This is a genomic window from Arthrobacter woluwensis, from assembly GCF_030816155.1.
GTDB classification, from domain to species: domain Bacteria; phylum Actinomycetota; class Actinomycetes; order Actinomycetales; family Micrococcaceae; genus Arthrobacter_E; species Arthrobacter_E woluwensis_A.
Genome location: NZ_JAUSXR010000001.1, coordinates 191336 through 206923, shown reverse-complemented (window position 1 = coordinate 206923; position 15588 = coordinate 191336). Strand labels below are relative to the sequence as shown.

Here is a 15588-nt window from a genome sequence, read left to right as displayed (position 1 = left end):
CACTCTCGTTCCCCGTCCCACCCCGAAACAGTGGATTCCCGTCGAAACCGCGTGTTGAACACACTGTTTCGACGGGAATCCACTGTTTCAGCGGGTGCGCCCTGCGGGACTCACCTCACCAGTGAGCGCGCCAGTACTGCGGTGCGAACGGGGTCTTGTCCAGGGGTTCGCCGAGCGACCGGGCGGCGAGCGCGGGCCAGTTCGGCTCCTTGAGGGCGGCGCGGGCGATTGAGACGCCGTCCGCCTGGCCATTCACCAGGACCTGCTCGGCCTGCTGGGCTTCGTTGATCATGCCGACGGCGCTGACGAAGGCGTCGTTCGCCACGCCACGCTCCTCGGCATCCGCTGCCAGGGCCTTCTTCACCTCGGCCGCGAGCGCGATCTGATACCCGGGGCCGGTAGGGCCGTGGTACGCGCCGATGCCGCCGCTGGACAGGTCGAACACCGTCACACCTTCGGCGCGCAGCTCCACCGCGAGACGGGCGGTCTCCTCGATGGTCCAGCCGCCTTCGACCCAGTCGGAACCGGAGAAGCGCACACCCAGCGGCTTGTCGGCCGGCCAGACCTCACGCACCGCGGCCACGACCTCCCGCAGGTACCGGGTCCGGCCCTCGTACGAGCCGCCGTAGGAGTCCGTGCGCGTGTTGCTCAGCGGGGACAGGAACTGGTGCACCAGGTAGCCGTGGGCGGCGTGGATCTGGATGAAGTCGAAGCCGGCCTCATCGGCGCGACGGGCGGCCGCGGCCCAGGACGCGACGGACTCCTGGATCTCGTCGACGGTCAGCTCGTGCGACTCGGCCAGGCCGTGGATCGAGGTGACGGACGGCGCGACCGTGACCCAGCCGCCGTCGTCCACCGGGACCGACCCGGTCAGGCCCTGGTCCACCCAGCGCGGCAGCCAGCCGTACGTGGAGGCCTTGCCGCCGGCGTGCGCCAGCTGCACGCCGGCCGCGGCGCCCTGGCTCTTGATGAACGCGGTGATCGGCTTGAAGGCCTCCACCTGCTCGTCGTTCCACAGGCCGAGGTCTTCCGGGGAGATCCGTCCCTCCGGCACCACGGCGGTGGCCTCGGTGATCACCATGCCGAAACCGCCGGCGGCGCGGGCGCCCAGGTGCGCCTGATGCCAGGCGGTCGGCACGCCGTCGCGCGCCTCCACGGAGTACATGCACATGGGGGCGAGGAAGGTCCGGTTGCGCAGCGTGAGCTGGCCGGACGGGGCGGACAGGACTGCTTCAGTGAAAAGTTGGCTCACGATGATGGGCAACCCCGCGTCGCCGGATCGTATTCCGATGGTGACGCCGCGGGTCACCAAACTGTCAGTCCGCTTTGATAGCTTGGGAGCGTGAAGATCGCCACCTGGAACGTCAATTCCCTCCGTGCCCGCGCCGACCGTGTGGAGGCCTGGCTGGAACGCAGTGACTGTGATGTCCTAGCCATCCAGGAGACCAAGTGCAAGGACGAGAACTTCCCCTGGGAGCTCTTCGAGCGCATGGACTATGAAGTGGCGCATTTCGGGTTCAGCCAGTGGAACGGGGTGGCCATCGCCTCCCGCGTGGGTCTGGAGGACGTGGAGCGCACGTTCCCCGGCCAGCCGACGTTCGGCAAGGGCGGCGTGAACCCGGAGCAGGAGGCCCGTGCCATCGGCGCCACCTGCAACGGCGTCCGCGTGTGGAGCCTGTACGTGCCCAATGGCCGCGCTCTGGATGACGAGCACATGCCGTACAAACTCGAGTGGCTGGACACCCTGAAGGCGAACGCCGAGGCCTGGCTGGACACCGACCCCGCCGCCCAGATCGCGCTCATGGGCGACTGGAACATCGCGCCCCAGGATGACGACGTGTGGGACATCGACTTCTTCATCGAGGAAGGCCTCACGCACGTCTCCGCTCCGGAGCGCGCCGCCTTCCACGCCTTCGAGGAGGCATCCTTCACGGACGTCGTGCGCCCACTCAACCCGGGCCCCGGCGTCTACACCTACTGGGATTACAAGCAGCTCCGCTTCCCGAAGAAGGAGGGCATGCGCATCGACTTCGTCATGGCGTCCCCGGCCCTGGCCTCCCGCGTGACCGGCGCCGTGATCGACCGTGAGGAGCGCAAGGGCAAGGGCGCCAGCGACCATGCCCCCGTGATCGTCGAACTCGCGGACTGAGCCATGCCCAGCGCGCGGCCGGGAAGCCGATGACCTTCTACGACTCCCCCATGGGGTTCCCCTACATCTCCGCCCTGCGCGTCTACCAGCCGCTCGACGCCTTCGGCGCCCCGCAGCGGCGGGCCATCGTCGCGCAGTACGGCGATCTGACCGAGCGCGCCATCCTCAGTGCCTCGGAGCTGCGGCAGATGCGCGACGACGTCGAGCGCCGCGAGCTGCGCAGCACCCTTCACCGCCTCCTGCGGAAGCCCAACGACCCGTACCCGGGCAGCCGCGCCGAGCTGTCGCGCGCCCTCGCCGATCCCAGCGAGCGGGGAGCTCTGCTGTACTGCCCGAACCAGACGGTGCTCCGTTCCGCGCTGGCCGCGGAGGAGCTGGCGGACGGTTCGAGCTCGGAGAGCCTGGAGCGGATCGTCCCCGTGGACGCCACCGAACGGCATCAAGAACGGCTCAAGACCTTGGTGGATTCCGGTCTGATCGATTCGGATCTGCTGTTCACCCGCACCGCCACCTGGGGTGTTCCGTTCGCGTGGTTCATCTTCTTCCACGAGTCGGACCGCCAGGAGATGCTCAACAACCGGGACGGCAGCATCGCCACCCTGCGCCTCTACACCCCGGTGACGGAGGCGATCTCGCGTTCCCGCACCCTCGTGGCCGCCCTTTCCCTCGGCGCCCCGGAGCTGGATTTCCTGGACGAGATGACCCGGGTGGTCGCCTGGCTGGAGCGCTTCCACACCAGCAGTGTCCTGGAACTGGACTACGGCGCCCTGGCGGACCGGGTGTACCCGGACGATTCCCCCAGCGACGTCCGCATGGGCATCGAATGCCTCGCGGAAGGCGATATGACGGGCGCTGCGGCCGCGTATCAGCGCCTCATCACGCGCTGGGTGCCCTTGCGGCACCTGGGCCGCGCAAGCTGAGATAGGCCCGCGCGAGCCGAGCCGAGCCGCGCCAGCTGAGCCAGGACCACGCCGGGGCCCGGACGGCAGCTAGGACAGCGGCGCGGTGGACGTCCGGCTCTTCAGTTCGAAGTCCGCGTGCACATCGTGGACGGACCCCGCCTTGCCGGCCAGCTCGTCGAGCAGCATGCGCGTCCCGAGCCGGGCCTGCGCCACCGGGTCCTGAGCCACCGTGCTGAGCCCCATGACCGGCGAGAACTCGTGGTCGTCGATCCCGATCACCGAGAGGTCCTCCGGCACCCGCAGTCCCCGCCGCTGCGCCTGCAGGATCACGCCCATCGCCATCTCGTCGGAGGCGCACATGAGCGCGGTGGGCTTGGGGCCGGGCCGGTTCCAGAGCTCCTCGAACGCCTCGGCCCCGCTCGCGAGGGTGAAGTTCCCCCGCACCTCCCACTCCGGGTGGTACTCGACCCCGGCACGGGCGAGTTCCTCGTGGAACCCGTTCACGCGGAGTTCGGGGACCTGGAAATTGAGGTCCTCGTCATCATCCTGGCCGTGCAGGACCCCGATGTCGCGGTGTCCCAGGTCCAGCAGATGGCGGGTGGCGAGGGCCGCCGCGTCCACATCGTTGATGCCGATGCTGGAACAGCCCTCCACCGGCCCGCCCACCGCGACCAGCGGGATGTCGAGCCGGCGGAGTTCCTGGATCTCGTCCATGGACAGGGCCATGCAGAGCACCAGGAGGGCGTCGATGTGCTTGGCGACCATGGTCTTGCTGAAGGTCCGCTGCCGTTCCCCGGAGCGGCTGTCGAGGCTGAACAGGGACAGGTTGTAGCCCTGTTCGTGGAGTTCGCGCTCCACGCCTTCCAGCGCCTTGTAGAAGAACCAGCGGTCCACGTACGGCGCGAGAACGCCGATGGTGCGGGTGCGGCCCGTCGCCAGGCCGGAGGCCGCGGACGACGCGACGTACCCGAGCTCGGAGGCGACGTCCAGGATGCGCCGACGGGTCTGTTCGGACACGCGCGGGAGCCCTCGGACGGCCCGGGAGACGGTCGCCGTCGAGACACCGGCCGCGGCGGCCACGTCCTCGATGCTCACGCCATGATGCCCACCACGGGCGGCACGCGCAGCCATGCCAGTCACACTCCTCAGGTTCTCCGGATCATGAATTGAACCACGCGTGCCATGTCACGTCACAGTCGATGACGCCTGACGCTCAGTTGCGACGGCCCATGGCCCGGGACGGCAGACGCCTGCGGAGCCTGATCAATCCCCAGACGGCGAGCACGGCCGCGAGCAGCCCCAGGGCCCAGCCGAGGGCCGGCTGTCCCGTGAGCTCCATCCACACCGTGGTGCCGAACAGGACCAGGGTCCAGAACCCCACCATCCCCAGGACGATGTCCAGATCCTCGGCGCTTCGGAGGAGGCGACGGCTGGGCTTCCGCTCCGGCTCCTCCTGCACCGGACCTTCCCAGCCACCCACGATCCGTCCGCGGGCGACGGTGGCCCGGCGGCCGTCGTCGTCCGCGGAGGACTGCTGCTTGCTCACTTGACCGCGCCCGCGGTCAGACCGGCGACGATCTTGCGCTGGAACACCAGCACGAGGATGACCAGCGGGATGGTGACCACCGTGCCGGCGGCCATGACGGCCGTGTACGGCTCCTGGTGCGGCTGGGCGCCGGCGAAGGAGGCGATGGCCACGGTGACGGTCTTGGTGGCGTCCACCGAGAGCTGGCTGGCGATCAGGAACTCGTTCCAGGCGCCGATGAAGGTCAGGATCGCGGTGGTGAACGTCGCGGGCGCGGCCAGTGGAAGGATGACCTTCCGGAAGGCCTGGCCCTGCGTGCAGCCGTCGATCCGCGCCGCCTCCTCCAGCTCCCACGGCATCTCACGGAAGAAGGACGTGAGGGTGTAGACCGCGAGCGGCAGGGAGAAGGAGATGCTCGGGATGATCAGCGCCTGGTAGGTGCCCATCCAGCCGATCCCGGTGAAGAACTGGAACAGCGGGGTGATCAGGGCGACGGCGGGGAACATCGACGCGCCCAGGATGAAACCGAGGACCAGTTCCTTGAAGCGGAACTTTAGGCGGGCCAGGGCGTAGGCCGCGAACACGCCGACCACCAGGGAGATCACGGTGGTGATGCCCGCGACGATCAGGCTGTTCAGGAGGTTCTGGGCGAAGTGGTTGCCCAGGCTCTCGTCGAACACGGTCCGGAAGTTGTCGAAGGTGACGTGGGTGAAGAACGGCGTGGGGTCGAAGGTGAAGCCCACATCGCGGAACGCCGTGACGATCATCCAGTAGAAGGGCGCGAGACACCAGACGAGGATGACGGCGGCCTGGACGTAGGTGCGGGCCGGCGCCCAGCTGAAGGCACGACGGCGCGTGGTTGCGGAGGCGGTGCTGACTGCGTTGCTCATGTCACTTCTTCTTCGGTGCGGCGGTCTCCACGGCGTTGGCGCCGAGGAAGCGGACAAAGATGAATGCCACCAGGAAGATCACCAGGAAGGTGATGGTGGACAGCGCGGACGCCCCGTTGAGGCCCTGCCGGACCTGCTGCACCACCAGGATGGAGAGCGTGGTGGTGTTGTTGGCGCCGCCCGTCATGATGGCGGGCAGGTCGTACATGCGCAGCACGTCGAGGGTGCGGAACAGGATGGCGACCATCAGGGCCGGCCGGACCAGGGGAAGGGTGATCTGGGTGAAGCGCTGCCAGGCACTGGCGCCGTCCACCTTCGCGGCCTCGTAGACCTCGTCCGGGATGAGCTGGAGACCGGCCAGGATCAGCAGCGCCATGAACGGGGTGGTCTTCCAGACGTCCGAGATGATGATGGCCCAGCGGGCGGGCCCCTCGGAACCGGTCCAGAGGATCTGCGTGCCGAAGAGCTGATTGATGATGCCGTCGAAGGCGAACATGAAGAAGAACAGCTTGGCCGTGACGGCGGTGGGGATGGCCCACGGGACGAGGACGGCGGCGCGGATGAGGCTGCGGCCCTTGAAGGCGCGCGCCATGATGATGGCCATCCAGAAACCGAGGATGGTCTCCAGGATCACCGTGATGATGGTGAAGAAGAAGGTGGTGCCCATCGCGTTCCAGAACTGGGAACCGAGGGTGCCGGGAGGGCAGGCCTGGCCGTTGCACTGCTGCAGGAGCCAGTGGACGTAGTTGTCGGCTCCGGCGAAGCCGCCCTGGACGAAGAAGCCGGTGGCCGGGTCGAGCCCGGCGTCCTTCTGGAAGGACATGATGATGGCGTTGATGATCGGGTAGACGATCACCACGGCCAGCAGGATCAAGGTGGGCGTGAGCAGCGTGTAGGCCCAGCGGCCCTGCGTCACTTCGCGCCGGTCGGCGCTTTCCGCGCCGGCCAGGCCGGGTCCGCCTTTGGACCCTTTCCCCGCGCCGCCGCCGGTGGTGGTGCCCCGCGTCTGCGAGGGGGCATCTGTGGACATGGTGACTCCTCTGTGGTGTTCCCCTGGTCGATGGCCCCGCGCACGGGGCGATGGTGGGGGCCCGCCCGTGGACGGGCCCCCACCTGGTCGGCTACTTGGACGCGCTGGCCGCGTCGATGGCGGCTTGCATGTCGCTCAGTGCCTGGTCGACGGTCTTCTCACCCTTCAGGGCGGCGTAGGAGTTGTCCTGAACCGCCTTGGTGACTGCCGGGTAGAAGGGGGTCACCGGACGCGGGACCGCGTTCTGGATCGAGGTCAGCAGCGTCGGCATGTACGGGAGCTTGGCCACGATGGCCGAGTCCTTGTACAGCTCGGAGCTCACCGGAGCCAGGGAGCCCTGGGTGGCGAAGAACTTCTGCTGCTCGTCCTGGATCAGGAAGGTCGCGAAGTCATGCGCGGTGGCCTTGTTCTTGGAGTACACGCTGATGGCCGCGCTGTGGCCACCCAGCGAGGAGGCGCCGGGGCCGTCCTTGCCCGGGAGCGGCGCGACGCCGAAGGTGTCCTTCACCTTGGAGGCGCCGTCGCTCTTGGCGAGGTTGTAGACGTACGGCCAGTTGCGCAGGAAGAGGAGCTTGCCGTCCTCGAACGCCTGGCGGCCCTGTTCCTCCTGGTAGGTGATGCCTTCCTTCGGGATGTTGCCGCTCTTGTAGGCGTCCACGAGCTTGGAGAGACCGGCCTTGGCCTCCGGCGAGTTCACGGTGGCCTTGCCCTGGTCATCGACGATCTTGCCGCCGAAGGTGTTGATGGCCTCGGCCGCGTTCACCGTCAGGCCTTCGTACTTCTGGTACTGGCCTGCGTAGCAGCTCATGTTGTGCTGCTTGGCGATCGAGCACATGGACATCATCTCGTCCCACGTCTTCGGAGGCGTGGGGACCAGGTCCTTGCGGTAGTACAGGAGGCCGCCGTCCGAGGAGTTCGGCACGGCGTAGAGGGTGCCGTTGTAGGTGGCGGCCTTGACCGTGGCAGGCAGCAGCTTGGCGGTGTCCACCGCCATCTTGTCCTTGAGCGGCTGGAGCCAGCCCTTGGCAGCGAATTCCGCGGACCAGACGACGTCCACGGTCACGACGTCGTAGTTGGCGTCGTTGGCCTGGAAGTGCTGGACCAGGTCGTCGTGCTGCTGGTCAGCGTTGTCGGTCTGTTCCTTGAGCGTGACCTTCTGGTCCGGGTGCGCGGAGTTCCAGCGGTCGATCGTGGGACGCCAGACGTTCGAGTTGTCCTTGCCGGTCACGAAGGTGATGGGGCCGCGTCCGTCGAGGCCCTGTGATGCGGCGTCGCTGCCGCCTCCTCCGTTGCCAGACCCACTCCCGCCGCCACAGGCGGTGAGGGTTACAGCCAGAACAGCGACCGCTGCGGCCGGCACAAGGAATTTACGTGGTTTCATTGCAGATGACTCCTCAGTGAGCGAAGCACGTCTTCCCAGTCGGGTTGATGTTGCGTAGATCACATTAGTAAGCTTCCATCGTCCGATGCAAGCGTTTACATAGAATCGTTAGGAAGGTTCTCCCGTGCCGCAGACCGCACCCGAATCCCACGAGGCACGCCACGGCACCTGGTGGTCCGACGCAGTGGTATACCAGGTCTATCCGCGCTCGTTCGCTGACGGGAATGGCGACGGCATGGGAGACATCCCGGGAGTCTCGCAGCAGCTTCCCTACCTGGCCAAGCTGGGGGTCGACGCCGTCTGGCTGAGCCCCTTCTACAAGTCGCCCCAGGCGGACGCGGGCTATGACGTGGCCGATTACCGCGTGGTCGACCCGCTCTTCGGCAGCAACGAGGACTTCGACGCCATGCTCGAAAAGGCCCATGAGCTGGGCCTGAAGGTGATCGTGGACCTCGTGCCCAACCACACCTCGGACGAGCACGTCTGGTTCCAGGAGGCCCTCGCCGCGGGCCCCGGCTCCCCCGAACGCGCCCGCTACATGTTCCGTCCGGGCAAGGGCGAGAACGGTGAGATCGCGCCCAACAACTGGAATTCCATTTTCGGCGGACCGGCCTGGACCCGGACCACGAACGCGGATGGAACCCCCGGCGAGTGGTACCTCCACCTCTTCGACACCAAGCAGCCGGATCTCAATTGGGATAACGAAGAGGTGCGGGAGGAGATGCGTTCCGTCCTCCGTTTCTGGCTGGACAAGGGCGTGGACGGCTTCCGGGTGGACGTGGCCCACGGCATGATCAAGGCCAAGGGACTCCCGGACTGGGAAGGCGCCGCCGCCATGGTGGAAGGGTCCATCAGCGAAGGCGAAGCCACCCAGGAGAAGGGCACCGGCAGCGGCCAGGACCTCTCCAAGGCTCCCTTCTTCGACCAGGACGGCGTGCACGAGATCTACCGCGACTGGCACCGGCTCCTCGCTGAATACCCCGGCGACCGGATGCTCGTGGCCGAGGCCTGGGTGGAGCCCGCCGAGCGGCTGGCCCGCTATGTCCGGCCCGATGAGATGCAGCAGGCCTTCAACTTCGACTTCCTCCTGGCCGGCTGGGACGCCGAACGCCTGGCCACCTCGATCGACGCCTCGATCGAGGCCGTGGCCGCCGTCGGTGCGCCCGTCACCTGGGTGCTGAGCAACCACGACACCGTGCGGCACCCCAGCCGTTTCGGTCTGAGTGATCCCACCACGTTCCCCAAAGGCATCGCGGCCGAAGATGAGCAGCCCGACGCCGCACTCGGCCTGGCGCGGGCCCGCGCCGCCACCCTCGTGGAACTGGCCCTGCCGGGTTCCGCCTACCTCTACCAGGGTGAGGAGCTGGGTCTTCCGGAGCACACCACGCTCCCGGCCGAGGCACGTCAGGACCCGTCCTTCTTCCGTACCCATGGTGAGGAGCGAGGCCGTGACGGCTGCCGTGTCCCCCTCCCGTGGACCGCTGACGCCCCCGGGTACGGCTTCAGCCTGAACGGTCCGCAGGACGGCGCCAAGCCCTGGCTCCCCCAGCCCGAGTCCTTCGCGCAGCACGCCGCGGATGTCCAGCACGGCGTCGACGGTTCCACGCTCGAGCTCTACCGCGCGGCGCTGGCCTTCCGCCGCCGGCATGAACTCGGCCGAGGATCCCACGTCTGGTCCGCCCTGCACGACCCGGCGAACGGCGTCGTGGCGTTCCTGAACAAGGGCGTGCTGGTGCTGACCAACATGGGCGACTCCCCCGTCGCGCTGCCCGCCGGTTTCTCTCTGGCCCTCGCCAGCGGCCCGGTCGAGGACAAGGTGCCGTCGGACACCACCGTTTACCTGGTGCCGAACAAGAGCTGACGGCGGCTCACCCGCAGCGCACGACGGCGGGGCACATGACGAAGGGCGGGCGCCGGATCACTCCGGGCCCGCCCTTCGCGGTGTGTTGCTTCAGTCAGTGACTCTTACTTGTCGCCCTTGAAGAAGCCGGCGATCTTGGCGCCGAGACCCTTGGCGTTCTCCACCGCGTCCCCGGCGAACTCCTTGACGTTCTCGGCGGCGTCGCCCGCGAACTCCTTCACGTTTTCGACGGCGTCGCCCGCGAACTCCTTCACGTTCTCGGTGGCGTCCCCGGCGAACTCCTTGACGTTCCCCACGGCATCCTCGGTGAAGTTCTTGACGTTCTCGACGGCGCCGTCCACGAATTCGCGGGTGCCCTCGGGTGCGTTCTCGGCGGCAGTGTCGGCCGCGTTCTTCACTGCTTCGCCTGCGTTGTCCGCCGCGTTGTTGACTTCCTCGGCGCCCGGAATGTTCTCACTCATGATGACTCCTGCATGCTCGGTGGGTGTGCAAGCGCTGGTGTGCTGCTTGCCCGGTGTCAGGCTGACTCCACCTTCAAGCTAGACGGCGGACCGCCCCGGAGCAAGGCCGATACGGCATCGGACGTGGTCACCGGCGGGGGCGACGTCTTCCTGAGACACACTGCCGCACCCGAAAAGTCCAGGCGGCTGAGACCTCAGAGCACCCGTTCCTCGCGAGTGAACAACGCCCGGGTACCGGTTCCCAGATGGAGCAGCACCGGGGTGTGCTGGCCGATCGCCGCATCGAGGCCCTGCAGGAGCACGCCGACCTCCCGGACCAGCTTCTGCGGCGAGGCGCCCTTGCGCGGGTAGAGCCGGACGCGGAGCCCAGTGACGCCGCGGTACTGATACGTTCCGACCGACAGGCCCAGCAGGTCGCTGCGGCCCGCGAGCGCGGCGCGGAGCATCTGCTCGGCGACATTGCCGCTGATGGTGACATCGCCCGGCGTCGGGGAATCGTCGGCGCGGTCCACCAGGAGACTGACCCGGCCCTGGCCCTGGACCGAGATCCAGCGGACCGCGAGAAGTGCGACCACCAGCAGCACGGCGACCGCCACCAGATAGATCCAGCTGCTGGCCAGCAGCGGGGTCGATTCATAGCCCCGGTGGAACCACTCGACCCACTGCTTCGCCGCGGCGTGCCACGCCTGTGCCACCGCGGGGACGGCAGAGACCACCATCAGGAAGACTCCGGCGGCCAGCACCAGCAGTCCCACCAGCCCGGTGAAGAAACGGTTGATCCTTCTCGGTGTGCCGTTCATGCGCCCACCACTCCCGTGCTCGCGATGTTGACCGTGACACCGGGCCGCGGTTCCAGGCCCATGTTTCCGAGTTCGTCTGTGACCGCCCGTTCCACGGCCTCCGGCGTCACCCGCAGTCCCGAGGTGGGGCGGACATTCACGACCACCTGGGACTGCGCCACCGTGACCATGACCTGGGCCGAGGAGACATTCGCCGCGAGCCGGGCACGCCGCGCCAGGGCGGACGCCACCACTTCGTCGTCCACCACCACCGCCAGGGCGGGATGGGGCATGCTGTGCCGGGCCCGGCGGCCCGGGAACACGGCCACGAGCAGGAAGAACAGTCCGATCATTGCCAGCACGGCGCCGCCGAGGGCGAGGACCGGGGCGGGCCCGCCGGCCGGCAAGGTCGCGATCCAGTCGAGGGCGAGGTCCGGGTCGATCAGCCACCCCGGCAGGCGGAACAGCGCCAGCACGGATTCCAGCATGAGGTAGACGCACAGCAGGATGACCAGGATTCCGGCCAGGAGTGCCGCGACGGACCGCGACGGCGTGAGCTCACGGCGGGTGACCTCGTCGAGGAAGCGACGCTCCTCTTCGGCGGACAGCGGTTCAGTGGACACGCTCGCTCACCTGACCCTTCCCGCGGTGCGGAGCACCACGCCGGAGATCCGGACGTCCACGCGGCTCAGCTCGGAGCCGCTCAATTGCATCACCCGTGCCCGGATGGCCGATTTGGCGTTGACGGCGCGGTCCCAGACACTGCCGCCGGCCAGCACCGAGGCATCCCGGACCACGTCACCCAGCGCGGGGATGCTCACGGGGCTCACCACGCTCAAGGCGAGGAGACCGTCGTCGTCGCGCCATTCGACGCGCACGTCCTGCGCCGGGACGTCCAGGGCTTCGGCACAGGCCGCTTTCGCCAGGCTGGTGAGCGCCTGCGTGCTGAATCGGTTGTGACCGGCCAGGACGCGCTCCTGCGGTGCGGGGGTCCCTGCCGGTGCCACGGCGGCGTCGGTCATGAGGAGGAGCGCCGTCCCGTCAGGGCGTCCAGAACCCGGCGGAGGTCGATCCGGCCTTCGGCCGCGCGGCCCAGGATGGCGCCGACGGCCATGAAGATGAGGGAGACCAGGAAGCCCCACCAGCCGAACTGGAAGGACATGAAGGCCAGGAAGGCTCCGATGGCGATACCGCTCAGGGTGTGGTTCATGGGACTCGCTTTCCTTCGACGACGACGGCGTCCGGCCCGGTCCCCTGCTCGAGCTCCTGCGGGGTCGGGGCGGCTGAGCCACGGGCGGTGCGGTTCTCCTGCTTGGTGCCGGGCAGCTGGACATCGTTGATCTCGATGTTCACTTCGATCACGTCCATGCCCACGAGGTCCTCCACCGCCTGGTAGACGGCGGCGCGGACGGCGTTGGCGATGTCGTGGAAGCGGTAGCCGAACTCGGCCACCAGGGTGAGATCCACCGCCACCTGGGTCTCACCGACTTCGGCGCGCACGCCGGGGACGTGATCCGGATTGCCGACGGCGTCACGGATGGCGCCCAGCGCGCGGGGCGTGCTTCCGGTGCCGAGGGCATGGACACCCGCGACGGCGCGTGCCGCGAGGCCGGCGACCTTGGCCACCGCTGAATCAGAGATCACGGTCCGTCCGCCTGCTGTGTGCTGCTCGAATTCAGAGTCCACTGTGCTCCCTTTCCCTTGGCCCCAAGCCTAGTACGCGAGGGGCCCCGGACGAGCGAAGCGAGTTCGGGGAGCGTACTAGGCGCTAGTACGCGTACTAGCGGACGTGGGGAGCCCGCCCTGCCGGAGCGGCCCCGGAACCGGTGTTTCCGGCACGGTGTGACGAGGCTCCCAGGATTTCTTCAGGAGCGTGGAAAAACCGCGGAATCCCGGGGTCTTCACAGCAGTCATACCGCATCACAGAAGGCGTCTTGAGCGCCCCCGATTCCATCAAATTGCGTCAACGGGACTAAACTTGAACGTCATCGCGGGGCTGGACCCCGCACAGAAGTGCAAGTCGCAAGCAAATGACCTCCCTCAAGGAGAAGCCCAAATGCCCACAGACCCAGACTCACAGAAGACCGTGACGGCCCCTGGTGACCGACCCATCGAGGACGCCCACGGCGCCCGCTCGGCCTTTGCCGGCGGCACCGACACCGTCGTCCCCGCTGCCGCACCGAGGCGCCCTGGGGGGCCCGCCCGCAAGTTCCGTCTTCCCAGCTACCGGCTGAAGGTCTCCGACGTCAACGTCGTCAACAAACCGATGCTGAAGAAGGCCATCGGCGGCACGATCGTCGGCAACACCATGGAATGGTACGACGTCGGCGTGTTCGGCTATCTCGTGACCACCATGGGTCCCGCGTTCCTCCCGGAAGCGGACCCGTCGGTCCAGACCCTTTTCCTTCTGGGCACCTTCGCCGCCACCTTCATCGCCCGTCCGCTGGGCGGGATCGTCTGTGGCTGGCTCGGTGACAAGGTCGGCCGCCAACGCGTCCTGGCCGCAACTCTGATGATCATGGCCGCCAGCACCTTCGCCGTCGGCCTGTTGCCCACGTACGCCCAGATCGGCATCTGGGCCGCGGTCCTGCTGGTCGTTCTGAAGCTAGTCCAGGGCTTCTCCACTGGTGGCGAGTACGCCGGCGCCACCACCTTCGTCTCCGAGTACGCCCCGGACAAGAAGCGCGGCTACTTCGCCAGCTTCCTGGACATGGGCTCCTACCTGGGCTTCGCCATCGGCGCCGCCCTGGTCTCGGTCCTCCAGCTCACCCTCGGCCAATCGGCGATGGAGGAGTGGGGCTGGCGTATCCCGTTCCTGCTGGCCGGACCGCTCGGTCTTATCGCCATCTATTTCCGGTCCAAGATCGAGGAATCCCCTCAGTTCCAGGCCACCCTGGACGCGCAGGAGGCCAAGGTCAGCAGCGCCACGGAGAAGGACCCGTCCACGAACACCGGTCCCATCACGCTGGTGAAGACCTACTGGCGTCAGATCATCCTCGCGATGATCCTCGCCGCCGCGGCCAACACCGTCGGCTACGCCCTGACGTCCTACATGCCGACCTACTTGACGGGCCCCATGGGCTACGACCCCATCCACGGCACGTTGCTGACCATCCCGGTCCTGGTGATCATGGCCGCCTGCATCCCGCTGACCGGCCGCCTGTCCGACCGGGTGGGCCGCCGTCCGGTCCTGTGGGTCGGCGCGGGCAGCACCATCGTGCTCTCGATCCCCGCCTTCATGCTGATCGGCGTCGGTGAGATCTGGTCCACCATGCTGGGCCTCGCGCTGGTCGCGTTCCCCGTGACGTTCTACGTGGCGAACCTGGCGTCGGCGCTCCCGGCCCTATTCCCGACGTCGAGCCGCTACGGCGGCATGGGCATCGCCTACAACTTCTCCATGGCGATCTTCGGCGGCACCACGCCGTTCATCGTGGCGGCTCTGATCGAGGCCACGGGCAACGACATGATGCCCGCGTACTACCTGATGATCACCTCGGTGATCGGCGGCATCGCGATCTACTTCCTGCCGGAATCGGCACGTCGCCCCCTGCCCGGCTCCATGCCGAGCGTGGCCACCGAAGAGGAGGCCCGCGAGCTCGTGGCCACCCAGGAGGAGAACCCGCTGCTGGATCTGGACTCCCTCCCCTTCGAGGACCGTCCGCTGGCCGGCGCCGGAAAGTAGCCCACCCCCTCATCGACTGCTCCATACGATGCCTGAAATGCCCGGATGGGCGTCGGAACGGCATCGTATGGAGCAGTCGATGGTGCTTTAAGGGCTGGAGGGTGTTTTCAGGGCTGGTCCAGCGGCCTCCGTGCCGGACCTCGCGCGAAGCGGGCGGGCAGGAGCCTCGTCGCGGCCACCACGGCCTTGTACCGGAGACTCGGAATCGACACGGCCTTGCCGCGGGCGTTGCCGGCCAGGCCGTCCCGCACCACCCGTCGGGCGTCGAGCCACATCCAGCGGGGCATGGCCGCCTTGTCGATGCCCATGCGCTGATGGAACTCGGTATGCGTGAAGCCCGGACACAGCGCGGTGACCTTCACTCCGGCCGGTCCGTAGTTCACGTTCGCCCAGCGGCTGAAGCTCAGTTCCCAGGCCTTGGCCGCCCCGTACGTGCCACGGGTCGCGAAGGCCGCGACGCTGGCCACATTGATGATCCGGCCCGTGCCGCGTGGCAGCATCTCCTGCAGCGCCGCGTGACAGAGCTCCAGCGTGGTCTGCACATGGAGCCGCAGGTGGTTCAGCTCGTCCTCGACCGGGTTCTCATCGAAGGGCTTCTGGAGTCCGATGCCCGCGTTGTTCACGAGCACATCGACCGGCCGGGAAGCGTCCCGCAGACGCGCGACGACGGCGGCCACCCCGGCGTCGTCGGTCAGGTCCGCGGGCAGCACCTCCACGGTCACGCCGTAGTCCCGCTCGAGGCGGCCGGCCGCCGTGGCGAGCCGTCCGGCGTCGCGCGCCACGAGGATGAGGTGGTGGCCCTCCTCGGCGAGCTGACGCGCGAATTCCGCGCCCAGCCCCGCCGAGGCGCCCGTGACCAGGGCCGTGTAAGCGTCCGCTCGTGCCGTCATGACCCCAGGGTAACCCTCGGAATCCCCTGGCGGGCCTG

Annotated in this window: 17 protein-coding genes; 4 read left to right on the top strand and 13 right to left on the bottom strand. The window is 68.0% G+C overall.

The genetic code is table 11. The features are described from left to right. Nucleotides 1-115: 115 nt before the first annotated feature. Nucleotides 116-1252, bottom strand: coding sequence for an NADH:flavin oxidoreductase/NADH oxidase (locus QFZ52_RS00950; RefSeq protein WP_307495760.1), 1137 nt, complete (start codon nucleotides 1250-1252; stop codon nucleotides 116-118). Between the two features lie 90 nt (nucleotides 1253-1342). Here QFZ52_RS00950 and QFZ52_RS00945 point away from each other — a divergent pair, with 90 nt between their 5' ends. Then, complete coding sequence (locus QFZ52_RS00945; protein ID WP_066217261.1) at nucleotides 1343-2149, top strand: exodeoxyribonuclease III; 807 nt, start codon at nucleotides 1343-1345, stop codon at nucleotides 2147-2149. Nucleotides 2150-2178: 29 nt separating this feature from the next. Beyond that, nucleotides 2179-3069, top strand: coding sequence for a hypothetical protein (locus tag QFZ52_RS00940; protein WP_307495759.1), 891 nt, complete (start codon nucleotides 2179-2181; stop codon nucleotides 3067-3069). Nucleotides 3070-3138: 69 nt separating this feature from the next. On the opposite strand, the gene QFZ52_RS00935 is transcribed toward QFZ52_RS00940, so the two are convergent. The 5 genes from QFZ52_RS00935 to QFZ52_RS00915 all read right to left on the bottom strand — a co-directional run bounded on the left by QFZ52_RS00935 (nucleotide 3139) and on the right by QFZ52_RS00915 (nucleotide 7877). Further along, nucleotides 3139-4191, bottom strand: a complete 1053-nt coding sequence (locus tag QFZ52_RS00935; protein WP_373425605.1) for a LacI family DNA-binding transcriptional regulator — start codon at nucleotides 4189-4191, stop codon at nucleotides 3139-3141. A gap of 73 nt (nucleotides 4192-4264) precedes the next feature. After that, complete coding sequence (locus QFZ52_RS00930) at nucleotides 4265-4597, bottom strand: hypothetical protein (protein ID WP_307495757.1); 333 nt, start codon at nucleotides 4595-4597, stop codon at nucleotides 4265-4267. Further along, on the bottom strand, nucleotides 4594-5466 hold the full coding sequence (locus QFZ52_RS00925) for a carbohydrate ABC transporter permease (protein WP_307495755.1): 873 nt from the start codon (nucleotides 5464-5466) through the stop codon (nucleotides 4594-4596). Before QFZ52_RS00925 ends, QFZ52_RS00930 begins: the two co-directional genes overlap by 4 nt. A gap of 1 nt (nucleotide 5467) precedes the next feature. Continuing rightward, nucleotides 5468-6496, bottom strand: a complete 1029-nt coding sequence (locus tag QFZ52_RS00920; RefSeq protein WP_307495753.1) for a carbohydrate ABC transporter permease — start codon at nucleotides 6494-6496, stop codon at nucleotides 5468-5470. A gap of 91 nt (nucleotides 6497-6587) precedes the next feature. Then, entirely contained in the window at nucleotides 6588-7877 is a 1290-nt protein-coding gene (locus QFZ52_RS00915; protein WP_307495752.1) for an ABC transporter substrate-binding protein, read from the bottom strand. A 124-nt stretch (nucleotides 7878-8001) separates the two neighbouring features. Between QFZ52_RS00915 and QFZ52_RS00910 the strand changes: the two genes are divergently transcribed. Beyond that, a complete protein-coding gene (locus QFZ52_RS00910) occupies nucleotides 8002-9738 on the top strand; it encodes a glycoside hydrolase family 13 protein (protein WP_444861212.1) in 1737 nt (578 codons plus the stop codon). Between the two features lie 104 nt (nucleotides 9739-9842). On the opposite strand, the gene QFZ52_RS00905 is transcribed toward QFZ52_RS00910, so the two are convergent. From QFZ52_RS00905 to QFZ52_RS00880, 6 genes are all read right to left on the bottom strand, one after another. Beyond that, on the bottom strand, nucleotides 9843-10199 hold the full coding sequence (locus tag QFZ52_RS00905; protein ID WP_307495751.1) for a hypothetical protein: 357 nt from the start codon (nucleotides 10197-10199) through the stop codon (nucleotides 9843-9845). 194 nt (nucleotides 10200-10393) lie between these two features. After that, complete coding sequence (locus QFZ52_RS00900) at nucleotides 10394-10999, bottom strand: hypothetical protein (RefSeq protein ID WP_307495750.1); 606 nt, start codon at nucleotides 10997-10999, stop codon at nucleotides 10394-10396. Beyond that, nucleotides 10996-11601, bottom strand: a complete 606-nt coding sequence (locus QFZ52_RS00895; RefSeq protein WP_307495749.1) for a DUF6286 domain-containing protein — start codon at nucleotides 11599-11601, stop codon at nucleotides 10996-10998. The genes QFZ52_RS00900 and QFZ52_RS00895 overlap by 4 nt, the downstream gene beginning before the upstream one ends. Nucleotides 11602-11607: 6 nt before the next feature. Then, nucleotides 11608-12000, bottom strand: a complete 393-nt coding sequence (locus QFZ52_RS00890; RefSeq protein WP_307495747.1) for a hypothetical protein — start codon at nucleotides 11998-12000, stop codon at nucleotides 11608-11610. Further along, a complete protein-coding gene (locus tag QFZ52_RS00885; protein WP_066217277.1) occupies nucleotides 11997-12188 on the bottom strand; it encodes a DUF2273 domain-containing protein in 192 nt (63 codons plus the stop codon). The genes QFZ52_RS00890 and QFZ52_RS00885 overlap by 4 nt, the downstream gene beginning before the upstream one ends. Then, nucleotides 12185-12664 carry an Asp23/Gls24 family envelope stress response protein gene (locus tag QFZ52_RS00880; RefSeq protein ID WP_307495746.1) on the bottom strand — a complete coding sequence of 160 codons (480 nt, stop codon included), beginning with the start codon at nucleotides 12662-12664 and terminating at the stop codon, nucleotides 12185-12187. The genes QFZ52_RS00885 and QFZ52_RS00880 overlap by 4 nt, the downstream gene beginning before the upstream one ends. A gap of 370 nt (nucleotides 12665-13034) precedes the next feature. On the opposite strand from QFZ52_RS00880, the gene QFZ52_RS00875 reads away from it, so the two are divergent. Then, the gene (locus tag QFZ52_RS00875) at nucleotides 13035-14660 is read left to right on the top strand and encodes an MFS transporter (protein ID WP_307495745.1); all 1626 of its coding nucleotides are present in this window, start codon (nucleotides 13035-13037) and stop codon (nucleotides 14658-14660) included. 107 nt (nucleotides 14661-14767) lie between these two features. Here QFZ52_RS00875 and QFZ52_RS00870 read toward each other — a convergent pair whose 3' ends face one another. Continuing rightward, nucleotides 14768-15550, bottom strand: a complete 783-nt coding sequence (locus tag QFZ52_RS00870) for an SDR family NAD(P)-dependent oxidoreductase (RefSeq protein ID WP_307495744.1) — start codon at nucleotides 15548-15550, stop codon at nucleotides 14768-14770. Between the last annotated feature and the right edge of the window lie 38 nt (nucleotides 15551-15588).

What these genes read in the sequence shown, in the direction of transcription:
- QFZ52_RS00885 (WP_066217277.1), bottom strand. Translation starts at nt 12,188, where the DNA reads ATGAACCACACCCTGAGCGGTATCGCCATCGGAGCCTTCCTGGCCTTC.
- QFZ52_RS00920 (WP_307495753.1), bottom strand. Translation starts at nt 6,496, where the DNA reads ATGTCCACAGATGCCCCCTCGCAGACGCGGGGCACCACCACCGGCGGC.
- QFZ52_RS00900 (WP_307495750.1), bottom strand. Translation starts at nt 10,999, where the DNA reads ATGAACGGCACACCGAGAAGGATCAACCGTTTCTTCACCGGGCTGGTG.
- QFZ52_RS00890 (WP_307495747.1), bottom strand. Translation starts at nt 12,000, where the DNA reads ATGACCGACGCCGCCGTGGCACCGGCAGGGACCCCCGCACCGCAGGAG.
- QFZ52_RS00905 (WP_307495751.1), bottom strand. Translation starts at nt 10,199, where the DNA reads ATGAGTGAGAACATTCCGGGCGCCGAGGAAGTCAACAACGCGGCGGAC.
- QFZ52_RS00875 (WP_307495745.1), top strand. Translation starts at nt 13,035, where the DNA reads ATGCCCACAGACCCAGACTCACAGAAGACCGTGACGGCCCCTGGTGAC.
- QFZ52_RS00915 (WP_307495752.1), bottom strand. Translation starts at nt 7,877, where the DNA reads ATGAAACCACGTAAATTCCTTGTGCCGGCCGCAGCGGTCGCTGTTCTG.
- QFZ52_RS00940 (WP_307495759.1), top strand. Translation starts at nt 2,179, where the DNA reads ATGACCTTCTACGACTCCCCCATGGGGTTCCCCTACATCTCCGCCCTG.
- QFZ52_RS00870 (WP_307495744.1), bottom strand. Translation starts at nt 15,550, where the DNA reads ATGACGGCACGAGCGGACGCTTACACGGCCCTGGTCACGGGCGCCTCG.
- QFZ52_RS00925 (WP_307495755.1), bottom strand. Translation starts at nt 5,466, where the DNA reads ATGAGCAACGCAGTCAGCACCGCCTCCGCAACCACGCGCCGTCGTGCC.